This window comes from Serratia sp. CY84636 (assembly GCF_052166245.1).
Classification (GTDB): domain Bacteria; phylum Pseudomonadota; class Gammaproteobacteria; order Enterobacterales; family Enterobacteriaceae; genus Serratia; species Serratia nevei.
This window is the reverse complement of the sequence record NZ_JBJNOX010000002.1, coordinates 1,927,984-1,946,694: the sequence shown is the minus strand read 5'-3', so window position 1 is coordinate 1,946,694 and position 18,711 is coordinate 1,927,984. Positions and strand designations below refer to the sequence as shown.

Sequence of the window (18,711 nt, the reverse complement as noted above, 5' to 3'; positions counted from 1 at the left end):
ATAGTGGAAGAGGTATTGAATGAAACGTGCAGTGATTACTGGCCTGGGAGTTGTCTCCAGCATTGGTAATAACCAGCAGGAGGTCCTGGCGAGCCTGCAGGAAGGACGTTCTGGGATCACTTTCTCCCAGGAACTGAAAGATTCCGGCATGCGTAGTCACGTATGGGGGCAAGTTAAGCTCGACACGACCGGCCTGATCGACCGCAAGGCGGTACGTTTCATGAGCGATGCTTCCATCTATGCCTTCCTGGCGATGCAAGAAGCGATCGCTTCTTCCGGCCTGAAGGAAGAAGAGTATCAAAACAACCCGCGCGTGGGCCTGATCGCCGGTTCCGGCGGCGGTTCTCCGCGCTTCCAGGTGTTCGGCGCCGATGCGATGCGCAGCCCGCGCGGCCTGAAAGCGGTTGGCCCGTACGTGGTCACCAAAGCCATGGCCTCCGGTGTTTCCGCCTGCCTGGCGACGCCGTTCAAAATCCACGGCGTAAACTACTCCATCAGCTCCGCTTGCGCGACCTCTGCACACTGCATCGGTAACGCGGTTGAGCAAATCCAGCTGGGCAAACAGGACATCGTGTTCGCCGGCGGCGGCGAAGAGCTGTGCTGGGAAATGGCCTGCGAGTTCGACGCGATGGGCGCGCTGTCCACCAAGTACAACGACACGCCGGAAAAAGCCTCCCGCACCTACGACGCCGATCGTGACGGTTTCGTCATTGCCGGCGGCGGCGGTATGGTCGTGGTTGAAGAACTGGAGCACGCGCTGGCGCGCGGTGCGCACATCTATGCAGAAATCGTTGGCTACGGCGCAACGTCCGACGGCGCCGACATGGTTGCGCCATCGGGCGAAGGCGCAGTACGCTGCATGAAGATGGCGATGCAGGATCTGGATGCGCCTATCGACTACATCAACGTGCACGGCACCTCCACGCCGGTAGGCGACGTGAAAGAGCTGGGCGCGATTCGCGAAGTGTTCGGCGACAATACCCCGGCTATCTCCTCCACCAAGGCGATGACCGGCCACTCGCTGGGCGCCGCAGGCGTGCAGGAAGCGATCTACAGCCTGCTGATGCTGGAGCACGGCTTTATCGCGCCGAGCATTAACATCGAAACCCTGGATGAGCAGGCGGCCGGCATGAACATCGTGACTCAGCCGACTCAGCGCGAGCTGACCACCGTGATGTCCAACAGCTTCGGCTTCGGCGGCACCAACGCTACTCTGGTGATGCGCAAACTGGCGAAATAATTCCGCCTGAGCTTCATCTCGCCATCAAGCCCGCGTTTTCGCGGGCTTTTTACCGTTCAAAGCCCGCCGGGCGAGCGCTCGGAGTTTTCCCAAATCACATCCCCTGACACATCATTACCTCGCCATTACACGCGTTGGGCATACAATAGCCAGGTAGCGTGATTATCGCTCGGCGTGGCTTTCTAAAGTGATCGAACATTGAGGCAAGAAGTATGAAAAAGTTAATTGCGGTTGGGTTACTGTCGGCCGTGTTGGCCGGATGCGCCACTGATTCTCCCTGCGTTCCGGTCTACGATGACCAGGGGCGTCTGGTGCACACCAACACCTGCATGAAGGGCACCACTCAGGATAACTGGGAAACCGCGGGCGCGATCGCCGGCGGCGCGGCGGCAGTGGCCGGTCTGACCCTCGGCATCATCGCGCTGACCAAGTGATCGGCGCGGCGCCTGCGGGCGCATGCAACCAGCCCGGCCATTGCGTGCCGGGCTTTTTTATTTCACTGCACCAAAAACGCCTTGAACTGCGGCGTCATCACGGCGCTAAAGCCGTCGTCGGTTTTGCTGATCAGGTAGACCGCCAGCCCTTTCTCTTCGGCAAGTTTCAACGCTTTCTCCGTGCCCAGCACCATCAGGCCGGTATCCCAGCCGTCGGCCTCGAGCGCGGTGGGGGCGATCACCGTGGCGGAAACCAGCCGGTGGTTGATCGGCCTGCCGGTGGTCGGATCGATGACATGAGAGTAGCGCTGGCCGTCTTGTTCAAAGTAGTTGCGGTAGCTGCCGGCGGTGCTGATGCCGTAACCGTGCAGATCCACCAGCGCCTGCACCGCGTTTTCACGGTCGGTTGGCTTTTGGATTGCCACCCGCCAGGGTTTGCCCTGGCCGTTGACGCCGCGTGAAGAGACCGCGCCGCCGACCGATACCAGGTAGTTGGTAATGCCGTTGCGGTTCATCAGGCGCACCAGTTCATCGGCACCGTAGCCTTCGCCCAGCGTCGAGAGATCGACGTACATGTCCGGCAGATCTTTTTGCAGCCACTCCCCGCGATTGTCGCTGATAAGCTTCAGGTGCTGCAGGCCGATGCGCTGCTTCGCCGCGTCGATCTGCGCCTGTTCCGGCACCTTGACCGGATGCTTGTCGGGGCCGAATCCCCACAGGTTCACCAGTGGGCCAACGGTAATGTCCATGGCGCCGCCAGTATCGCGGCCGATGCGCTGGGCCATCAGCACTATGTCCGCCATGCCGCGCGGGATCGGCTGCGGTTCGAGGCTGGCGCTACGGTTAAATTGCGACAGCACCGAGTCGGCGCGGTAGGTGGAGATATCGTCGTTGGCCCGTTCGAGCACCACGTCGATCTGCCGCTGCAGTTCTTGCTTGCCGATCGCGACGTCACCGCTGACTTTAACGCTGTAGAAGGTGCCCATGGTCTTGCCGTCGATATCGATTTGCGGGCGGGAGGAGGCATCGTCGCAGGCGGCGAGCAGGGCGCATAAGGCGCTGAGCAACGCCCCTTTGGCGAACAAGGAAGCCATAACATGTCCTTTGAAAACGAGAAAGCCGCTACAAATAAAGTAAAGCGCGGCAAATGGAAAGCGGATAAAGGTAAAATAGCATTTTGCTGGCGTTGCGGCTGCGCCTGAGCTAACGTCTCGCTCATGCTTTTCGCTGAGGTTTCAAGCTGCCACCATGAGTGCAACCGCCATTTCCCGGCTTATCCATCCCTTTGTCAAAGACCGTTTCCTGCATGCGCTGTTGCTGGCCGGCGTAGCGATGTTCGCCTTTCATCCGCAGCCGCTGGCGGCGCTGGGCGGGTTCATCGACGGCCGCACCCTCATTACTCTGTTGGGGCTGATGCTGCTGACCAAAGGCGTCGAGGTCAGCGGCTACTTCGACTTCGTTGGCCGTAAGATTATCAACCGGCTGCATAGCGAACGGCGGCTGGCGCTGTTCCTGGTGTTTTCCGCCGCGCTGCTGTCGTCGTTTCTGACCAACGACGTGGCGCTGTTTATCGTCATTCCGCTCACCATCACGCTGAAAAAGCTATCGGCGCTGCCGGTGGGCCGTTTGATCATCTTTCAGGCGCTGGCGGTGAACGCCGGTTCGCTGCTGACGCCGATCGGCAACCCGCAAAATATCCTGCTGTGGAGCCGCTCCGGCCTTTCTTTCCTCGGCTTCATCGGCCAGATGGCGCCGTTTGGCGCCGCGATGATGCTGAGCCTGTTGGCGTTGACCTGGTTCAGCTTCCCGGCGCGCGACATCGTGAAAACGCCGAATACCGAGGGCTACCCCTATCAACGGCCGCTGTTGCTGAGCTGCGTGGGGCTGTATGCGATCTTCCTGCTGTGCCTGGATATCGGTCTGTCGCTGTATGGGCTGCTGGCGGTGTTCGCCGGCTTTTTGTTGCTGGCGCGCCGGGTGCTGTTGCAGATCGACTGGAGCCTGATTTTCGTGTTCGCCGCCATGTTTATCGATGTTGGCCTGTTTACCCGCCTGCCGCCGCTCCAGCCGGCGTTTGCCGCTATCGCCGGGCTGAACGACGGCGGGGTGTATGCGCTGGGCGTCGGGCTGTCGCAGATTGTCAGCAACGTGCCGGCCACTATTTTGCTGCTCAACTATGTGCCCTCCAGCGCGCAGTTGGCCTATGCGGTCAATGCCGGCGGCTTTGGGTTGGCGGTCGGCTCGCTCGCCAACCTGATTGCGCTGCGCATGGCGGGGGAGCGCAAGATCTGGTTGCGCTTCCACTATTACTCGCTGCCGTTGCTGGCGTGGGCCGCGCTGGTCGGCTGGCTGTTGAGCTAGCCCGGATTACCGCTCTGCCGGGCGGCCAACAGGCAAATGCTGCGGGTTACCTGGTAGGATTTCACAAAGGCGCTGATGGGTAAAAACTCGAAGCGCGAGTGGAAGTTATGCGCGCCGGTGAAGTAATTGGGCGTCAGGATGCCGCGGCTCGAGAGCGCCGCGCCGTCGGTGCCGCCGCGCATCGGGATCACCTTCGGCGGGATGCCGTGGGCGGCAAGGGCGCCAAAGATCAGATCGATGGCGCGCCGATCTTCGCCGATGGCGTTGCTGATGTTGCTGTAGATGTCGCTGATGCTGCAGCTGACGTTGGCGCGCGGATAGTTGGCCGCCACCTGACGCACCGTCTCCTCAAGGCGGGTTTTACGCGCCTCGAAGGTGGCGCGATCGAAGTCGCGAATCGACACCTTCAGCGTCGCCTGATTGGCATTGGCGGCCAGATCCGTGAACCAGAAATAGCCCTCGCGCCCGTCGGTGTGTTCCGGGGTATCCTGCACGTCGAATCGGTTGATGATGTCGTTGGCGATGCGTATCGGGTTGATTAACACGTTTTTCGCCGACATCGGGTGCGCGGTCACCCCTTCGATGCGGATCTCCGCCGACGCCGCGTTGAAATTCTCGTACACCACTTCACCCAGCTCGCAGCAGTCGATGGTGTAGGCGAAATCGACGGCGAAACGCTGCAGATCCAGCGCCTTGGCGCCGCGCAGGCCGATCTCTTCATCCGGCACGAACGCCACCACGATATCGCCGTGGCGATCGGCCGCGGTCAGGTTGGCCAGCAGCGTCATCACCACGGTGACCGCCGCCTTGTTGTCGGCGCCCAGCACGCTGGTGCCGTCGCTGAACAGGATCTCTTCGTTCCGGTAGGGCAGGATCTCCGGGTGCTCGGCGGTGCGCAGCCAGATATCTTGCTCGGCGTTCAGGCATAAATCTTCGCCGGTGAAGCGCAGGCGCTGCGGGCGAATTTCGGGCGACAGGCCGACGTCCACGGTGTCGATATGGGTGATGAAGCCGATGCGCGGCGCGCCGGGTTGGGTGCCGGGCTTGCGGGCGGTGACGGTGGCGTGGTCGTCTATCTGCACGTCGGCCAGGCCGAGCCGGCGCAGCTCTTCCGCCAGCAGCTGTGCCATCTCATGCTGCCCCGGCGTGCTGGGCAGGGTGGTTGCGGCGGCGTCGCTCTGGCTGGTCACCGCCAGATAGCGGAAGAAACGTTCGGTGAGCTGTTCGGCAATCGTGCTGGTCATCGGAACTCCTCGCGGTTGGCAATCTACCGGTTTTAAAACGAAATCAGCCGTTTGTCCAACGGTGCAATGCGTAAACTGCCAGAATGCGAAGCATCGCGCAGAAACAAAAAATAGCGGTGAAACTAGGAAATCGTCGCAGGTTTCTGCGGCAAAATCGGTGTTAGCTGTGGGCCGGGAAGCGCCCGCATAACACTTATCTGTTCCTCAAGGAGAATTCATGCACACCGGTCACGCTCTGCTTATCACCATACTGTCCCTTGGCCTCTCTCCCAGCGCCTGGTCCTCTGCCGACACCGGACATGCCAACAGCAACGCCAACAGCCGCGAAGTGGCCAGCGCGTTGGGCGGCCTGAAAAACAAAACCTACGAACTGGAACAGGCGCCGAAGATCCGCGTCGCCAGCTTCAATATCGCCGCCGGCAAGGTCAGCGACATGACCGCCATCGCCAAGGCGATTCGCGCGATGAACGTCGACGTGGTGGCGCTGCAAGAGGTGGATAAGCTCACCGCCCGCAGCGGCCGCGTCGATCAGGCGGCGGAGCTGGCGAAGCTGACCGGCATGCAGGCGGTGTTCGGCCGGGCGATCGACTTCGACGGCGGTGAATATGGCCTGGCGTTTCTCTCCAGGTATCCGCTGCACGACGCCGTGATCTATCCGCTGCCGTCCGGCCAGCGCGAACAGCGCATCGCCTTCAGCGTCAAGGTCGACGTGCCGGAGTTCCCGGCGCCGATCACCCTGTTCAACACCCACCTCGATACCAAGGAAGACCCGACAATGCGCCTGGATCAGGTGCGGGAGCTGAACGATCGCACCATCGAAGTGCGCGGTATCAAGCTGCTGTTCGGCGACATGAACGATGTGCCGGGCAGCGTGACCTGGCTGGAATTGAGCCGCTATTGGAACGACATCATGCCTAACGGGCAGGATGGCCGCAGCTGGCCGGCGGAAAACGCCGAGATCAAGGTGGATTACCTCTTCACCGGCAACGCGCAGCGCTGGCATCTGGACAGCCTGACGGTACCGAACGCCAGCGGCGACTGGAACGGCGTGCATTGGCCGGCGGTGAGCGACCACCTGCCGCTGGTGGCGGAAATGCGCCTGACCGAGCAATAAGCCGGTCGCATTCCGTTGGGGCCGGGCTAAGCCACGGCGATCTGCGCCAGCCGCTCGACGGCGCTGCGGATCTCGCCCGGCGTCAGGGCCGAAAAGCCCAGCAGCCAGCCGTCGCGCTGTGCCTGAGCCGTCTGGTATTGTGCCGTCAGCCGGGGCGTGAGGATGCCGAGCCGCTGCGCCTGTCGGCTGAGCGCCGCCTCCTGGCCGGGCGGCAGCCAGACGCTGAGCTGCAGGCCGCCGGCGGCGGGAGCGGGCGTGGCGAAGTGGCCGAGTTTTTCGCGAACTTCCGCCAGCAACACATCGCGGCGGCTACGGTAGAGCTGGCGCATGTAGCGGATATGCGCGGCAAAGTGCCCCTGGCGGATGAATTCGGCGGTGACCGCCTGCATCAGCTGCGCGCTGTGGCCGTCATACACCGTGCGCGCGGTGACGAACGCGTCAACCAGCGTGGGCGGGACGATCAGGTACGCCAACCGCAGCGAAGGGAACAGCGATTTGGAGAAGGTGCCGAGGTACAGCACCCGGCCACGGCGATCCAGGCCCTGCATCGCCGGTATCGGCAGGCCGTCGTAATGAAACTCGCTGTCGTAATCGTCCTCGACGATCCAGGCCTGCTGCCTGTCCGCCAGCGCCAGCAGCGCCAACCGGCGTGCCAGGCTGAGCGCTGCGCCGGTTGGGTATTGGTGCGAGGGCGTCAGATAAATCAAACGAGGGTCGGGCAAGGAGGGGTCAGCGCGCAGGCCGTCGCCGTCCACCGCGACCGGCGTCAGGGCGGCGCCGGCGCTGATAAAAGCATTTCTTGCCCCGGTGTAACCCGGTTCTTCCATCCAGACGCTGTCGCCGCTGTCCAGCAGCAGCGTGGCGATCAGCTGCAGCGCCTGCTGCGAACTGGTCAGCACGATAACCTGCCGTGCATCGCAGATCACGCCGCGCGTTTGATTGACGTGGGCGGCAATCGCTTCACGTAGCGGCAAATAGCCCTGAGGGTCGCCGTAGCGCAGCAGGCTTTCTCCCTGTAGCCGCAGGCGCTGTGCGGTCAGTTGCTTCCACAAGACCAGCGGAAACGCGCGCAGATCCGGCGAGCCGGCGGCAAACGCCCGTGGCTGCTGCGGATCGCGGCAGCCGCCGGTTTGTACGATCTGTTGGCCGCGCTGCGAAAGGCGCGGTATGCCGGCAGCGGTCGCCGGCGGCGGTGATTTGGCGATGATAATCGCCACAAAGGTGCCCTGGCCGACGCGGCGCTGCAGGTATCCCTCCGCCTCCAACTGACCGTAGGCCGCTTCGACGGTCACCCGCGAGAGGCCCAGATCGCTGGCCAGCACCCGGCTGGAAGGCAGGCGTTGCCCAACGCTCAATGCAGCTTGGTGGATGGCCTGCCGCAATGCGCCGCACAGGCGATCGCGCAGCGTGCCGGCGGTGTGGGGCGATTGCTGAAACAGCGTGACCAGCGAGTGCCGCATAATGGGTCTTATCACAGTTGGGAAATGGGTATCAATCATAAGACCAAAATGGGGCACTATTGTCATCTGTCTTGATGCACGGGAGTGAGTGGTATGTCGAAAGAATCATTGGTGCTGGCTTTTCCTCCGGCGGCGCCGGAAGAGAGCCTGGCCTACCTGGCGGCCAAACTGAGCCGCTATGCGGATGCCTGGGACGTGGCGGAGGATCTGCGCAATGGCGTGGAGGGGGTGGTAGTGATAGACACCCGCGCGGAGGCGATGTACGCCGCCGGGCATATTCCCGGTGCGCTCAGTTTGCCGCATCGCCTGATGGATGAAGCCGGCACGGCGCAGCTGGATCGCGAAAAAGTGTATGTGACCTACTGCGACGGCATCGGCTGCAACGGTTCCACCAAGGGCGCTTACAAGCTGGCGAAGCTGGGATTCCGGGTGAAGGAGCTGATCGGCGGGCTGGACTTCTGGCTGCGCGACGGCCATCCGTTGGCCATCGGCGAACAGCCGGGATCGTTGCGCGATCGGGCGGCTGTTGAGGACTGCGGCTGCGCCTGAGGCGTTAAAACACCAGCGCCAGCACGACGGCCAGCGCCAACAGCAGCAGGATCAGCGCGACGGCGGGTTTGCTGAGCGCTTTTTGCAGCGGCAGCGGCAGGGCGGCGATCAGCGGGTTGAGCAGCGGCTGCGGATCGACAGGGTGGCTGACGATAGCCTGAGCCTGGCCGGCTTTTTCCAGGCGGCGGGCAAACAGTTGATGAATGGCGTCGCTCATTTGCGGATGCGTCAGCGGCGCATTGGCACCGCAGTTGAAGCGCGCCTGGCAGTAGTCGTTCATCTGCTGCAGCTCTTGCTCGTCCGCCGGCTGCTTGAGCGCCGCCAGCAGATTGTTCAGCGTCGGCGCGCTCTGCGGGCTGAGGGCCACCTTCACTTGCAAGAATTGGTTTAACAGCTGGAAGTGGCGCGCCGGCAGCGGATCGTTGGTTTTCACGCCCGCCAGATCAAACAGCGTTTGCCAGATTTTAGCCGGCGCTTCACCGGTGGCCGCGCTAAGTTTGGTGATCTGCTGCTGCAGGCTCTGATGCTCTGCGGGCAGCAGCGGGCGATCGCTGGTGGCGGTTTGCTGCGGCTGAGGAATGGTCAGGCCGCCGGTCTGCAACAGATTCAGCACCTGCTGCAGCTGTGGTGGGCTCAGCTGGCTCAGTACCGTGTGGCCGAACTGCTGGCGAATAAAGTCGCTGACCGCCTGGCGGTTGTTGCCCTGCGGCAGCAATTCGGCCAGCTGTTGCAACAGCTGGCGCCCGGCGTGGTTTTGCTGCGCCTGCGTCAGGCGCGTTTGCAGCAGCTGTTCCGCCGGTTGAAAATGGCGGGCCAACAGTTCACCGCCGTTGTCGGCGCCGAGCTCGTGGCGCAGAGTCGCCCAGATCTCCGCCGATTTTGCCGGGCTGAGCGTCATGATTTTCACGATCAGCTTTTCCAGCGTCGTGCGCTGTGCCGGAGAAAGGGGTTGATCGTCAGTGGCCGCCGTTTTGCCCGGGGAGGGAGGGCGTTCGCCGGCGATTGGGGTGCCCGGCCCACTCAAAGGTTGCATATCACCAGTCCTTCGCTGTGTATCCCCGCAGAATGCCTGGAGGAGAGAATCATCATCGTACCCGGCGAAAAGCGCAGGCTTACCCGCTATGATACCTGTAAATCGCCGCCATCAATACCGCCGCTCAGACATTTCTTTACCGACAAAACGTTGCTAATCGCGCCCGCGTCGCTAAGATAACCCCAGACCCGAACATGAGGATGGCATGGTTAAACGGCAGCGGATTGCAAAATGGTTTTTATGCCTGGCTTGCCTGGTGGTGCTGACGTGCATGACCCAGCGCATGGCGGGCCTGCATGCGCTGCAGCAAACGCTGGGGATCCCGGCCGCCACCGCCGTTCAGTCCAGTGACACCGCCGCCGAAGCGCAGCCGACGCCCTGTGAACTGAGCGCCAAGTCATTGCTGGCCGCGCCGCCGGTGATGTTCGAAACCGTACTGTTCGGGCTGGGCCTGCTGCTGGCGCTGTTGGCGCCGACCATTGCCGCGCGCCTGCGTATTCCTCCTCCTCGCGCCATTTCACCGCCCACCCTCAGGGTGCACCTTCGATTATGCGTTTTCCGTGAATGAGTTAATCGCCCGTTTTTCGCGGTGAATTAATCATTTATGGAGAATTAACATGTTGAAAATTATCAGGCTGGCCTGCGCTTGCCTGTTTATGCTGTGGCTGCCTGCCTTGCAGGCGGCGGACAGCGGCTGGCTGCAAAACCCGGCCAACGATCATGCCAAGGTGCGGCTGCGTGCCGCCACGTCACAGCCGGGGGAGACCCGCCTGCTGCTGTCGGTCGAGCTGCAAAAGGGCTGGAAAACCTACTGGCGTTCCCCTGGCGAAGGCGGCATCGCGCCGGCTATCGTCTGGCAGGGCAACCCGCCGCCGGCGACCTGGCACTGGCCGACGCCGCAGCGTTTCGAGGTGGCCGGCATTTCTACCCAGGGCTATCACGATCGGGTCACGCTGCCGATCGTAATGTCTGGTCAGGTATCCAGCCCGCTGGCGGGCACCCTGACGCTATCCACCTGCAGCAACGTCTGCATTCTGACCGACTACCCGTTCAGCCTGGATCTGACGACGCCGAACGATCCGCAGTTTAACCACGACTTCGCGCAGGCGATGGGGCAGGTGCCGATCGCCGCCGGGGTGGCGGAGGGCGTCAAGGCCGGTTACCGCAACGGCGAGCTGCAGATTTCCGCCGAGCGCGCCGCCGGTTGGCAGCAGCCCGCGCTGTTCTTCGATACGCTGGCGGATGCCGATCTCGGCAAGCCGCAGGTTGAGACCGACGGCGCTCAGCTGTTGGCGCGAGTGCCGGTCAGCGATGGCTGGGGCGATGCGGCGCCGGATCTGCGCGGCAAAACGCTGACGCTGGTGATCGACGACGGCGGCATGGCGCAGCAGATTACGCTGCCGATTGGCGATCCGCTGGCCGCGCCCGCCGGTGCGGCATTCCCGCTATGGCAGGCGGTATTGATGGCGCTGGCGGGCGGGTTGATCCTCAACCTGATGCCGTGCGTGCTGCCGGTGCTGGGCATCAAGCTTGGCTCCATCCTGCAGGTGGAACGGCGCGATCGGCGCAGCGTGCGTTTGCAGTTCCTGGCGTCGTCGTTGGGTATCGTCGCCTCGTTTATGGCGTTGGCCTTACTGATGACGCTGCTGCGGCTCGGCAACCATGCGCTCGGCTGGGGCATTCAGTTCCAGAATCCATGGTTTATCGGTTTTATGGTGCTGGTGACGCTGCTGTTCAGCGCCAACCTGTTTGGCCTGTTCCATCTGCGCCTCTCGTCCGATCTGAATACGTCGCTGGCGACCCATAATGGGCACGGTCTGAGCGGCCATTTCTGGCAGGGCGCGTTTGCCACGCTGCTGGCGACGCCGTGCTCGGCGCCGTTTCTCGGCACGGCGGTGGCCTTCGCGCTGGCGGCGTCGCTGCCGGTGCTGTGGGGCATGTTCATCGCGCTCGGCATTGGCATGAGTCTGCCGTGGCTGCTGATCGCCGCCTGGCCATCGCTGGCGCTGCGCTTGCCGCGCCCCGGTCGCTGGATGAATACCGTCAAGCTGGCGATGGGGTTGCTGATGCTGGCGTCGTCGCTGTGGCTGCTGAGCCTGCTGAGCAATCATATCGGCGTGCAGGCCACGCTGTGGCTGGGGGCGTTGGCGCTGCTGGCGTTGCTGCTGGCGGTGTGGCGTCAGCAGGGCGCACGGTTGGCGGCCAAGCTGGCGGCGGGCACGTTGGTGCTGGCGGGCGTGGCCTTGCTGGCCGGATCGCTGACCGCCGGCCTGTGGCGCCAGCCGTTGCAGGATCGGGTGCAGTGGCAACCGCTGAGCGAGCAAGCGATTACCGAGGCGCTGGCCCAGCATAAGCGGGTGTTCGTCGACGTGACCGCAGACTGGTGCGTGACCTGTAAAGCCAATAAATTCAATGTGCTGCTGCGCGATGACGTACAGCGCGCGCTGAGCGCCGACGACGTGGTTGCGCTGCGCGGCGACTGGAGCCGCCCGTCGGCCGACATTAGCGCCTTCCTGCAAAAGCGCGGCAGCGTCGCCGTGCCTTTCAACCAAATCTATGGCCCCGGCAGCCCGGACGGCGAGGTGTTATCCCCGCTGTTGACCCGTGACGCCGTGCTGCAAACGCTTTCCCATGCCAAAGGAACCGAACAATGAAAAAGCTACTGATTTTACTGATGATCATCGCAGCCCCGGTGTGGGCCGCCGAGCCTTTCACCCCGGCACAAGAGGCGCGTATCAAAGAGATGATCCGCGAAACGCTGGTGTCCAACCCGGACATTCTGGCGCAGGCGGTGGACGCCTGGCAGCAGCAAACCGCCGGCCAGCAAATCAGCCAGGCTATCAAGCAGAACGCCAAAACGTTGTACCAGGATCCGGCCAGCCCGCGCCTCGGCGCCGCCAACGCCAAACTGACGCTGGTGACCTTTACCGACTATAACTGCCCGTACTGCAAGCGTTTTGATCCGATGCTGGAGAAGATCGTCAAGCAATACCCGGACGTGGCGCTGGTGGTGAAGCTGCTGCCGTTCAAGGGCGAAAGCTCGGTCAGTTCGGCGCGCGCGGCGCTCACCACCTGGCAACAGCACCCGGATCAATTCTGGGCCCTGCACCAGCGGCTGATGGCGAAAAAGGGCTTCCACGACAACGCCAGCATCGCCGCCGCGCAAGAGAAAACCGGCGTCAAGGCGGTGGCGCCCAGCGAACAGAGTATGACCACGCTGCGCACCAATATGGAGCTGGCGGAACAACTGGGCGTGCAGGGGACGCCGGCGACGCTGATCGGCGATCGGATGCTGCCGGGGGCGGTGTCGTATGAAGAGCTGGAAGCGATGGTGAAGCAGCAGCTGGCGAAGGCCAACCATGGCTAAGCTCAAGCGCTGGGGGCGCGAGTTGCTGCTGCTGGCGCTGATCGCGCTGGCGGTGGTGACGGTGATGGATTGGCTGAACGCGCCGCAGGCGCCGCCGGCCTTCGATGCTCAGACCCTGACCACGCTGGACGGCGAGCGCGTGTCGTTGGCGCAGCTCAGCCATGAGCGGCCGCTGCTGGTTTACTTCTGGGCCAGCTGGTGTGGCGTCTGCCGCTTCACTACGCCGGACGTCGCCCGTTTGCAGGCGGCGGGCGGCAACGTGCTGACCGTCGCGCTGCGCTCGGGCGACGATACCCAGGTGAAACACTGGCTGGCGCGCAAACGGCTGGCGCTGCCGGTGGTCAACGATCCGGCCGGTACGCTCTCGGCGCAGTGGCAGATTGGCGTGACGCCGACCTTCGTGGTGGTCTCGCAGGGCAAGGTGGCGCAGAGCACCACCGGCTGGACCAGCTACTGGGGGATGAAGCTGCGGCTGTGGTGGGCCGCCGTCTAACCGGCGCTTTTCTCCGTTATCACCTCCTCAATCGCCCGGCACAGCCGGGCGATACCTTCTTCAATCTGCGGCGGTGAGTTGGCGGCGAAGTTCAGCCGCAGGCCGTGCGCGCCCAGCTGTTCCTGCGCATAAAAGCATTCGCCGCGTGCGAAGGTCACGCCGTGCCTCCAGGCGACCGGCATCAGTTCGGTGGTGGTCACCGTCGCCGGCAGCGTCAGCCAGATAAACAAGCCCCCCTGCGGCGTTTCGAAGCGGCACCCCGGCGGCAGCCGCCGTTGCAAGGCATCAATCATCACCTCCAGATGGCGGCGGTAGACGCGCCCGGCGCGCCGCAGCTGCTTGTCGTAACGGCCGACGGTGACGAACGCGTCCAGCGCCCGCTGGATCAGGCTGGAACTGGTGAAGCTGTCGACGTGTTTCAGCCTGGCGAAACGCTGATAGTGTTCGCTGTCCGCCACCAGATAGCCGATGCGCATGCTGGGCAGCAGCATTTTGGAGAAGGTGCTGACGTAGATCACCGCGCCCGGCTGCGCCAGCGCGCGCAGCGACGGCAGCTGTTTGCCCTGGTAACGCAGATCGCCGACGAAGTCGTCTTCCAGGATCACCACGCCGGCCTGTTGGGCGACAGTCAGCAGGCGTCGCCGCCGCGCCTCGCTCAGGCAGCGGCCGGTCGGGTTGTGGAAATTGGGGATGGTGTAGATCAGTTTGGGGCGGTGGCGTTCCAACAACTCCGGCAACAAATCCACCCGCATGCCGTGGCGGTCGCCCGGTACGGTGACGATATTGATGCGGTGCTGGCGCAGCAGGCCCAGCGCTTCGGCGTAGGTCGGCTCTTCGACGATCACCGTATCGCCCGGCGCCAGCAGGCTTTGCACCACCAGACTGATGGCGTGCTGCGAGCCGTTGGTGATCAGCACCTGTTCCGCCTGCGTGGGGATGCCCTGCGCGCTGAGAATGCGGCTCAGCGTATCGCGCAGCGGGTAGTAGCCGCAGTATTCGCCGTAGCTGAAGGCCTCTTCCGCATGGCGGCTGAGCACCGACAGCAGCACTTTGCGAAACGCCTCCAGCGGAAACACCTGAGGGCTGCCGACGCCGGCGGCGAAGTTGATCAGCCCCTCCGGCAGCGGGGCGTCGGCGTAGCCGTCCAGCCGCGAGGTGAGGGTGGTGAAGCTCTCCAGCGGGAATGGAGCATCGCTGCTCGGCCGGGCCGGGCGCGCCTGCGCTTGCGGGTGCGCGACATAGGCGCCGCTGCCGCGCCGCTGATGCAAAAAGCCTTTGGCCGCCAGTTCGGCGTAGGCGTTATCCACCGTTAAACGGCTGACCGCCAGTTCGGCCGCCAGCGTGCGCGTCGAGGGCAGTTTGTCACCATCGACGAACACGCCGGTGAGGATGGCGCGCCGCAGCGCTTCTTCGATCTGTAAATAGAGCGGAACGTCCTGCTCGCGATCCAACGGGATATGCATGCGAAATTGGCCCGGTTATGGAGAGTGATTTTTACTATACCCCATGTCAACAGGGCTTCAAGCGCAGAAAAGTGGCCTGCATGACAACGCCGTAAAGTGGCTATAGTGAGAAAAAATGGCCGCGTTACACTGTCCGCCTGAGCATTAACGTCGCCATTTCTCCGAGGATCTCATGTCATTACCGTCAGGCGTTTCCGCCCGGCCGGCGTTGCCCGGCGCGCGCCTCTTTCAGGGCAGCCACCAGGGGTACGTCATCGCCATTATCAGCGCCATGCTGCTGGCCTTTACCGCCATCATCATTCGCGCGCTGACCGAGTACTATCACCTGCCGACCTTCGTGCTGGCGTTCTGGCGCGCGGCGCTGGTGGCGCTGGTGCTGTTGCCGCTGCTGTTGCTGGTGAAACCGCAGTGGGCGCGCCTGCGCCGTGAACAGGTGGTGTTCTACGCGCTTTACGGGCTGCTGCTGGCGCTGTTCAACAGCCTGTGGACGCTGTCGGTGGCGCTGAACGGCGCGTCGGTGGCGACCATTCTGACCTACTGCTCGGTGGGCTTTACCGTGTTCCTCGGCTGGGTGATGTACAGCGAACGCCTGACGCTGCGCCAATTGCTGGTGATCGCCATCAGCCTGGGCGGTTGCTTCCTGGTCAGCAACGGCGACAGCATGGGGAACAGCCACTTCGATCTGCTGGGGCTGCTGGTCGGGATGCTGTCGGGCATCGGTTATACCCTGTATACCCTCGGCGGGCGGGTGGCCAGCGAACGCGGCTATCCGGTGTGGAACACCATCCTGTACGTGTTCGGTTTTTCGGCGCTGTACCAGCTGGTGTTCAACGCGGCGCTGACGGCGTTCCCGCTGGCGGCGTTCCACGGCATGGCCGGCTCTCTGTGGTTCCTGTCGCACGGCGCACTGGGCATCCAGTGGAGCGGCTGGCTGTTGCTGCTGGCGCTGGCCGCCGGGCCGACGCTGCTGGGTTTCGGGCTGTACAATATCAGCCTGAAAACGCTGCCGCTGGCGGTGGCCAACCTGATCCTGTCGCTGGAACTGGTGTTCACCGCGGTGATCGCCTATTTCCTGCTGGGGGAGAGCATGAATCAGCTGCAGCTGCTGGGCAGCGCGCTGGTGATGGGCGGGGTGCTGCTGCTGAAAAGCAAGACCGCCGAGGCGTGATCGGCTACCATTACGCCTCGCAAGAGAGGCCGTAAGATGAATAACCCGAGATTGAAACGAGCGCTTATCGCTTGAATGGCCGTGTTGAGTGAACGACAACACGGCCACAGACATTCCGTTCCGTGGCTTTTATTCCCGTAACAAGAGAATACGCCATGTCCGAAAAACACTGGTCCAAAACCGAGCTGCTGCATCAGACGGTGACCAACCCGAATATCATCATCAAAGGCACCCACAGCTACTACAGCGACTGCTGGGATAACGGCTTCGAGCGCTCGGTGGTGCGCTATCTGCACGGCGACGCGGTCAGCCGGCAATGGCAGCCGCTGGGTGACATAGATCGCTTGCTGATCGGCGATTATGTGTGCATCGCGGCCGAAGCGGTGATCCTGATGGGCGGCAACCACACCCATCGTATCGACTGGTTGAGCCTGTATCCGTTTATGGCAACCATCAAACGGGCGTACCGCCCCAAAGGCGACACCCGGCTGGGGGACGGTTGCTGGATTGGCATGCGGGCGATGTTGATGCCAGGGGTATCGATAGGCGAAGGGGCGATCGTCGCCGCCGGCAGCGTGGTGGTCGGCGATGTTGAGCCTTATGCCATCGTCGGCGGTAACCCCGCGCGGTTTATCCGTTGGCGGTTCGCGCCGGAGGTCATCGCGCGGTTGCTTGCCTTGCGCCTCTATGACTTGTCCGAGGCGGACTTTGCGGTGATTCAGCTCCTGCTCGCCGATGACGATATCGAGGCGTTGGAAAGGGGAATTGCGGCCCTACGCCGTTAAACACAACGGGCGGGGGATCCCCGCCCGTTTCGCGTTACTCGGCTTTGGCCTCGGCCGCCGGTTGGCGGCGTTTGCGCATCAGGCGCAGCAGCGGCGGCAGCGCCAGTACCGCAACCGCCAGCACCAGCAGCGTTTGCGCGATGCTGCTGCTCCACAGAATGCCGAACTCGCCGTTGCTGATCGACAGCGCGCGACGCAGATTCTGCTCCAGCATCTCACCCAGTACGAAGCCCAGAATCAGCGGCGACATCGGGAAGTGCATTTTGCGCAGGATGTAGCCGAACACGCCCAACCCGACCATCAGCAGCAGGTCGAAGGTGGTGCTGTGCACCGCATAAACCCCCACCGCCGACACCGCGGCGATCGCCGGCACCAGGAACCACAGCGGGATGGTCAGCATGCGGGTGAACAGGCCGACCAGCGGCAGGTTCATGATCAGCAAAATGACGTTGGCGATCAGCAGCGCGGCGATCAGTCCCCAGACGATGTCCGGCTGTTCGGTGAACATTGCCGGGCCGGGGGTGATATTGTACAGCGTCAGCGCACCCATCATCACCGCCGTGGTGCCGGAACCCGGCACCCCCAGCGTCAGCATCGGAATGAACGAACCGCAGGCCGAGGCGTTGTTGGCCGCTTCCGGCGCCGCTACGCCGCGGATGTCGCCCTTGCCGAAGGTGTCGCTGTTGCCGCTGATTTTCTTCTCGGTCATGTAGGTCAGCGCACTGGCGATAGTGGCGCCGGCGCCTGGCAGAATGCCGACGAAGAAGCCGATCACCGACGAGCGCAGGGTAGGGCCTGCGCACTGCGCCGCCTCTTTGCGGTTGAACAGCAACCGGCCGGTTTTACGCACCAGCTTTTGCCCGGCGCTGGTGCTTTCCAGCATCAGCAGGATTTCGCTGACCGAGAACAGGCCGATCACCACCACGATAAACTGCACGCCGTCGGAGAGGTGCACGCTGTCAAAGGTAAAGCGGTAAACGCCGGTGTTGGCGTCGACGCCCACCGTCGCCAGCCCCAGGCCGATCAGCGCCGCCAGCAGCGATTTCAGCGGGTTTTGGCTCATCATGCTGCCGAGGCAGGCGATGGCGAACACCATCAGAGCGAAATACTCCGCCGGGCCGAAGGCCAGTGACCAGCGGGCCAGCAGCGGCGCGAACAGGATGATGCCGCCGATGGCGATCATCGATCCAACGAACGAACTGACCGCCGAGATGGACAACGCCACGCCGGCGCGCCCCTGCTGCGCCATCGGGTAGCCGTCCAGCGCGGTCATGATCGCCGCCGCGTCGCCCGGTACGTTAAGCAGTATCGACGAGATGCGCCCGCCGTACTCGCAGCCGATATACACCGTCGCCAGCAGGATCAGCGCCGATTCGGCCGGCAGCTTGAGGGCAAACGCCAGCGGCAGCAGGATCGCCACGCCGTTGATCGGCCCGAGGCCCGGCAGCAGGCCGACGATGGTGCCGACGAAGCAGCCGATCAGGGCGATAATCAGGTTCTGCGGCACCAGCGCCACTTCGAACCCTTGGGTCAAATACATCCAGGTATCCATCATCGCTCCCGTTAGCTCAGCCAGGCGCCGAGCGGCAGTGTGACATCGAGAAGTTGGTCAAAGGCGTAATACAGCGCTGCACCCATGACGACGCCGGAGATAGCCGCCGCCGGCAGGCTGGCTTGAAACAGCAGGCCGATGCTGAACGTCAGCAGCGCGGTCGCCAGCGGGAAGCCCAGCCATTCAAAACCCCAGGCATACAGCACCAGGGTGATCACCAGCACCAGCAGCCGCTGCAGCACCTTGTTGTGCGGCCACTCCACCGCCTGCGGGCGGCGCAGCAACAGCAGGGCCGCGCACAGCGCCATCAGGCTGAGGATCGCCAGCGGAAACGGGCGCGGCCCCAGCGGTTCATAGCTGTATTCGCTTTGGATGCCCCAGCCGATGAACAGCCCGCCGATACACAGCAGCAGCCAGAAGCCGGCAAAAATACGATCGCTCATGGTTT

The 18,711-nt window shown here is 63.3% G+C and carries 18 protein-coding genes; 11 read left to right on the top strand and 7 right to left on the bottom strand.

The features are described 5' to 3' along the window. Positions 1 to 19 precede the first annotated feature (19 nt). Positions 20 to 1,240, top strand: a complete 1,221-nt coding sequence (fabB, locus tag ACJ8QI_RS13645) for a beta-ketoacyl-ACP synthase I (RefSeq protein ID WP_016926857.1) — start codon at positions 20 to 22, stop codon at positions 1,238 to 1,240. A gap of 212 nt (positions 1,241 to 1,452) precedes the next feature. Further along, the gene (locus ACJ8QI_RS13640; protein WP_004936201.1) at positions 1,453 to 1,674 is read left to right on the top strand and encodes a hypothetical protein; all 222 of its coding nucleotides are present in this window, start codon (positions 1,453 to 1,455) and stop codon (positions 1,672 to 1,674) included. Positions 1,675 to 1,736: 62 nt separating this feature from the next. Here the strand turns inward: ACJ8QI_RS13640 and apbE are convergent, their stop codons facing one another. Continuing rightward, complete coding sequence (gene apbE / locus ACJ8QI_RS13635; protein WP_442532651.1) at positions 1,737 to 2,768, bottom strand: FAD:protein FMN transferase ApbE; 1,032 nt, start codon at positions 2,766 to 2,768, stop codon at positions 1,737 to 1,739. A 154-nt stretch (positions 2,769 to 2,922) separates the two neighbouring features. Here apbE and ACJ8QI_RS13630 point away from each other — a divergent pair, with 154 nt between their 5' ends. Next, positions 2,923 to 4,035 (top strand): SLC13 family permease, encoded by a 1,113-nt coding sequence (locus ACJ8QI_RS13630; protein WP_442532650.1) that lies wholly within the window; start codon positions 2,923 to 2,925, stop codon positions 4,033 to 4,035. On the opposite strand, the gene pepT is transcribed toward ACJ8QI_RS13630, so the two are convergent. Further along, on the bottom strand, positions 4,032 to 5,279 hold the full coding sequence (gene pepT / locus ACJ8QI_RS13625; protein ID WP_442532649.1) for a peptidase T: 1,248 nt from the start codon (positions 5,277 to 5,279) through the stop codon (positions 4,032 to 4,034). The genes ACJ8QI_RS13630 and pepT overlap by 4 nt on opposite strands. Positions 5,280 to 5,496: 217 nt before the next feature. Here pepT and ACJ8QI_RS13620 point away from each other — a divergent pair, with 217 nt between their 5' ends. After that, positions 5,497 to 6,393 (top strand): endonuclease/exonuclease/phosphatase family protein, encoded by an 897-nt coding sequence (locus ACJ8QI_RS13620; protein ID WP_060419997.1) that lies wholly within the window; start codon positions 5,497 to 5,499, stop codon positions 6,391 to 6,393. 26 nt (positions 6,394 to 6,419) lie between these two features. On the opposite strand, the gene pdxR (ACJ8QI_RS13615) is transcribed toward ACJ8QI_RS13620, so the two are convergent. Further along, positions 6,420 to 7,853, bottom strand: coding sequence for a MocR-like pyridoxine biosynthesis transcription factor PdxR (gene pdxR, locus ACJ8QI_RS13615; protein ID WP_442532648.1), 1,434 nt, complete (start codon positions 7,851 to 7,853; stop codon positions 6,420 to 6,422). Positions 7,854 to 7,946: 93 nt separating this feature from the next. On the opposite strand from pdxR (ACJ8QI_RS13615), the gene ACJ8QI_RS13610 reads away from it, so the two are divergent. Then, entirely contained in the window at positions 7,947 to 8,402 is a 456-nt protein-coding gene (locus ACJ8QI_RS13610; protein ID WP_149571493.1) for a rhodanese-like domain-containing protein, read from the top strand. Positions 8,403 to 8,406: 4 nt separating this feature from the next. Here the strand turns inward: ACJ8QI_RS13610 and flk are convergent, their stop codons facing one another. Beyond that, positions 8,407 to 9,435: a flagella biosynthesis regulator Flk gene (gene flk, locus ACJ8QI_RS13605; RefSeq protein ID WP_060420006.1), complete on the bottom strand. Its 1,029-nt coding sequence runs from the start codon at positions 9,433 to 9,435 to the stop codon at positions 8,407 to 8,409. A gap of 205 nt (positions 9,436 to 9,640) precedes the next feature. Here flk and ACJ8QI_RS13600 point away from each other — a divergent pair, with 205 nt between their 5' ends. Genes ACJ8QI_RS13600 through ACJ8QI_RS13585 form a run of 4 tightly spaced genes read left to right on the top strand, consistent with a single transcriptional unit; the run spans position 9,641 to position 13,295 of the window. Further along, on the top strand, positions 9,641 to 10,003 hold the full coding sequence (locus ACJ8QI_RS13600) for a hypothetical protein (protein ID WP_047730175.1): 363 nt from the start codon (positions 9,641 to 9,643) through the stop codon (positions 10,001 to 10,003). Positions 10,004 to 10,052: 49 nt separating this feature from the next. Then, positions 10,053 to 12,089, top strand: a complete 2,037-nt coding sequence (locus ACJ8QI_RS13595; RefSeq protein WP_442532647.1) for a protein-disulfide reductase DsbD family protein — start codon at positions 10,053 to 10,055, stop codon at positions 12,087 to 12,089. Next, a complete protein-coding gene (locus ACJ8QI_RS13590) occupies positions 12,086 to 12,802 on the top strand; it encodes a DsbA family protein (RefSeq protein WP_336842835.1) in 717 nt (238 codons plus the stop codon). Before ACJ8QI_RS13595 ends, ACJ8QI_RS13590 begins: the two co-directional genes overlap by 4 nt. Continuing rightward, on the top strand, positions 12,795 to 13,295 hold the full coding sequence (locus ACJ8QI_RS13585; RefSeq protein WP_442532646.1) for a protein disulfide oxidoreductase: 501 nt from the start codon (positions 12,795 to 12,797) through the stop codon (positions 13,293 to 13,295). The genes ACJ8QI_RS13590 and ACJ8QI_RS13585 overlap by 8 nt, the downstream gene beginning before the upstream one ends. Here ACJ8QI_RS13585 and pdxR (ACJ8QI_RS13580) read toward each other — a convergent pair. Next, on the bottom strand, positions 13,292 to 14,758 hold the full coding sequence (gene pdxR / locus ACJ8QI_RS13580) for a MocR-like pyridoxine biosynthesis transcription factor PdxR (protein WP_442532645.1): 1,467 nt from the start codon (positions 14,756 to 14,758) through the stop codon (positions 13,292 to 13,294). The genes ACJ8QI_RS13585 and pdxR (ACJ8QI_RS13580) overlap by 4 nt on opposite strands. Positions 14,759 to 14,930: 172 nt before the next feature. On the opposite strand from pdxR (ACJ8QI_RS13580), the gene ACJ8QI_RS13575 reads away from it, so the two are divergent. After that, positions 14,931 to 15,926, top strand: coding sequence for a DMT family transporter (locus ACJ8QI_RS13575; RefSeq protein ID WP_084827342.1), 996 nt, complete (start codon positions 14,931 to 14,933; stop codon positions 15,924 to 15,926). A gap of 155 nt (positions 15,927 to 16,081) precedes the next feature. Then, entirely contained in the window at positions 16,082 to 16,711 is a 630-nt protein-coding gene (locus tag ACJ8QI_RS13570) for a CatB-related O-acetyltransferase (RefSeq protein WP_442532644.1), read from the top strand. A 34-nt stretch (positions 16,712 to 16,745) separates the two neighbouring features. On the opposite strand, the gene ACJ8QI_RS13565 is transcribed toward ACJ8QI_RS13570, so the two are convergent. Further along, on the bottom strand, positions 16,746 to 18,263 hold the full coding sequence (locus ACJ8QI_RS13565; protein WP_016926872.1) for a tripartite tricarboxylate transporter permease: 1,518 nt from the start codon (positions 18,261 to 18,263) through the stop codon (positions 16,746 to 16,748). An 11-nt stretch (positions 18,264 to 18,274) separates the two neighbouring features. Further along, complete coding sequence (locus ACJ8QI_RS13560; RefSeq protein ID WP_019453755.1) at positions 18,275 to 18,706, bottom strand: tripartite tricarboxylate transporter TctB family protein; 432 nt, start codon at positions 18,704 to 18,706, stop codon at positions 18,275 to 18,277. Between the last annotated feature and the right edge of the window lie 5 nt (positions 18,707 to 18,711).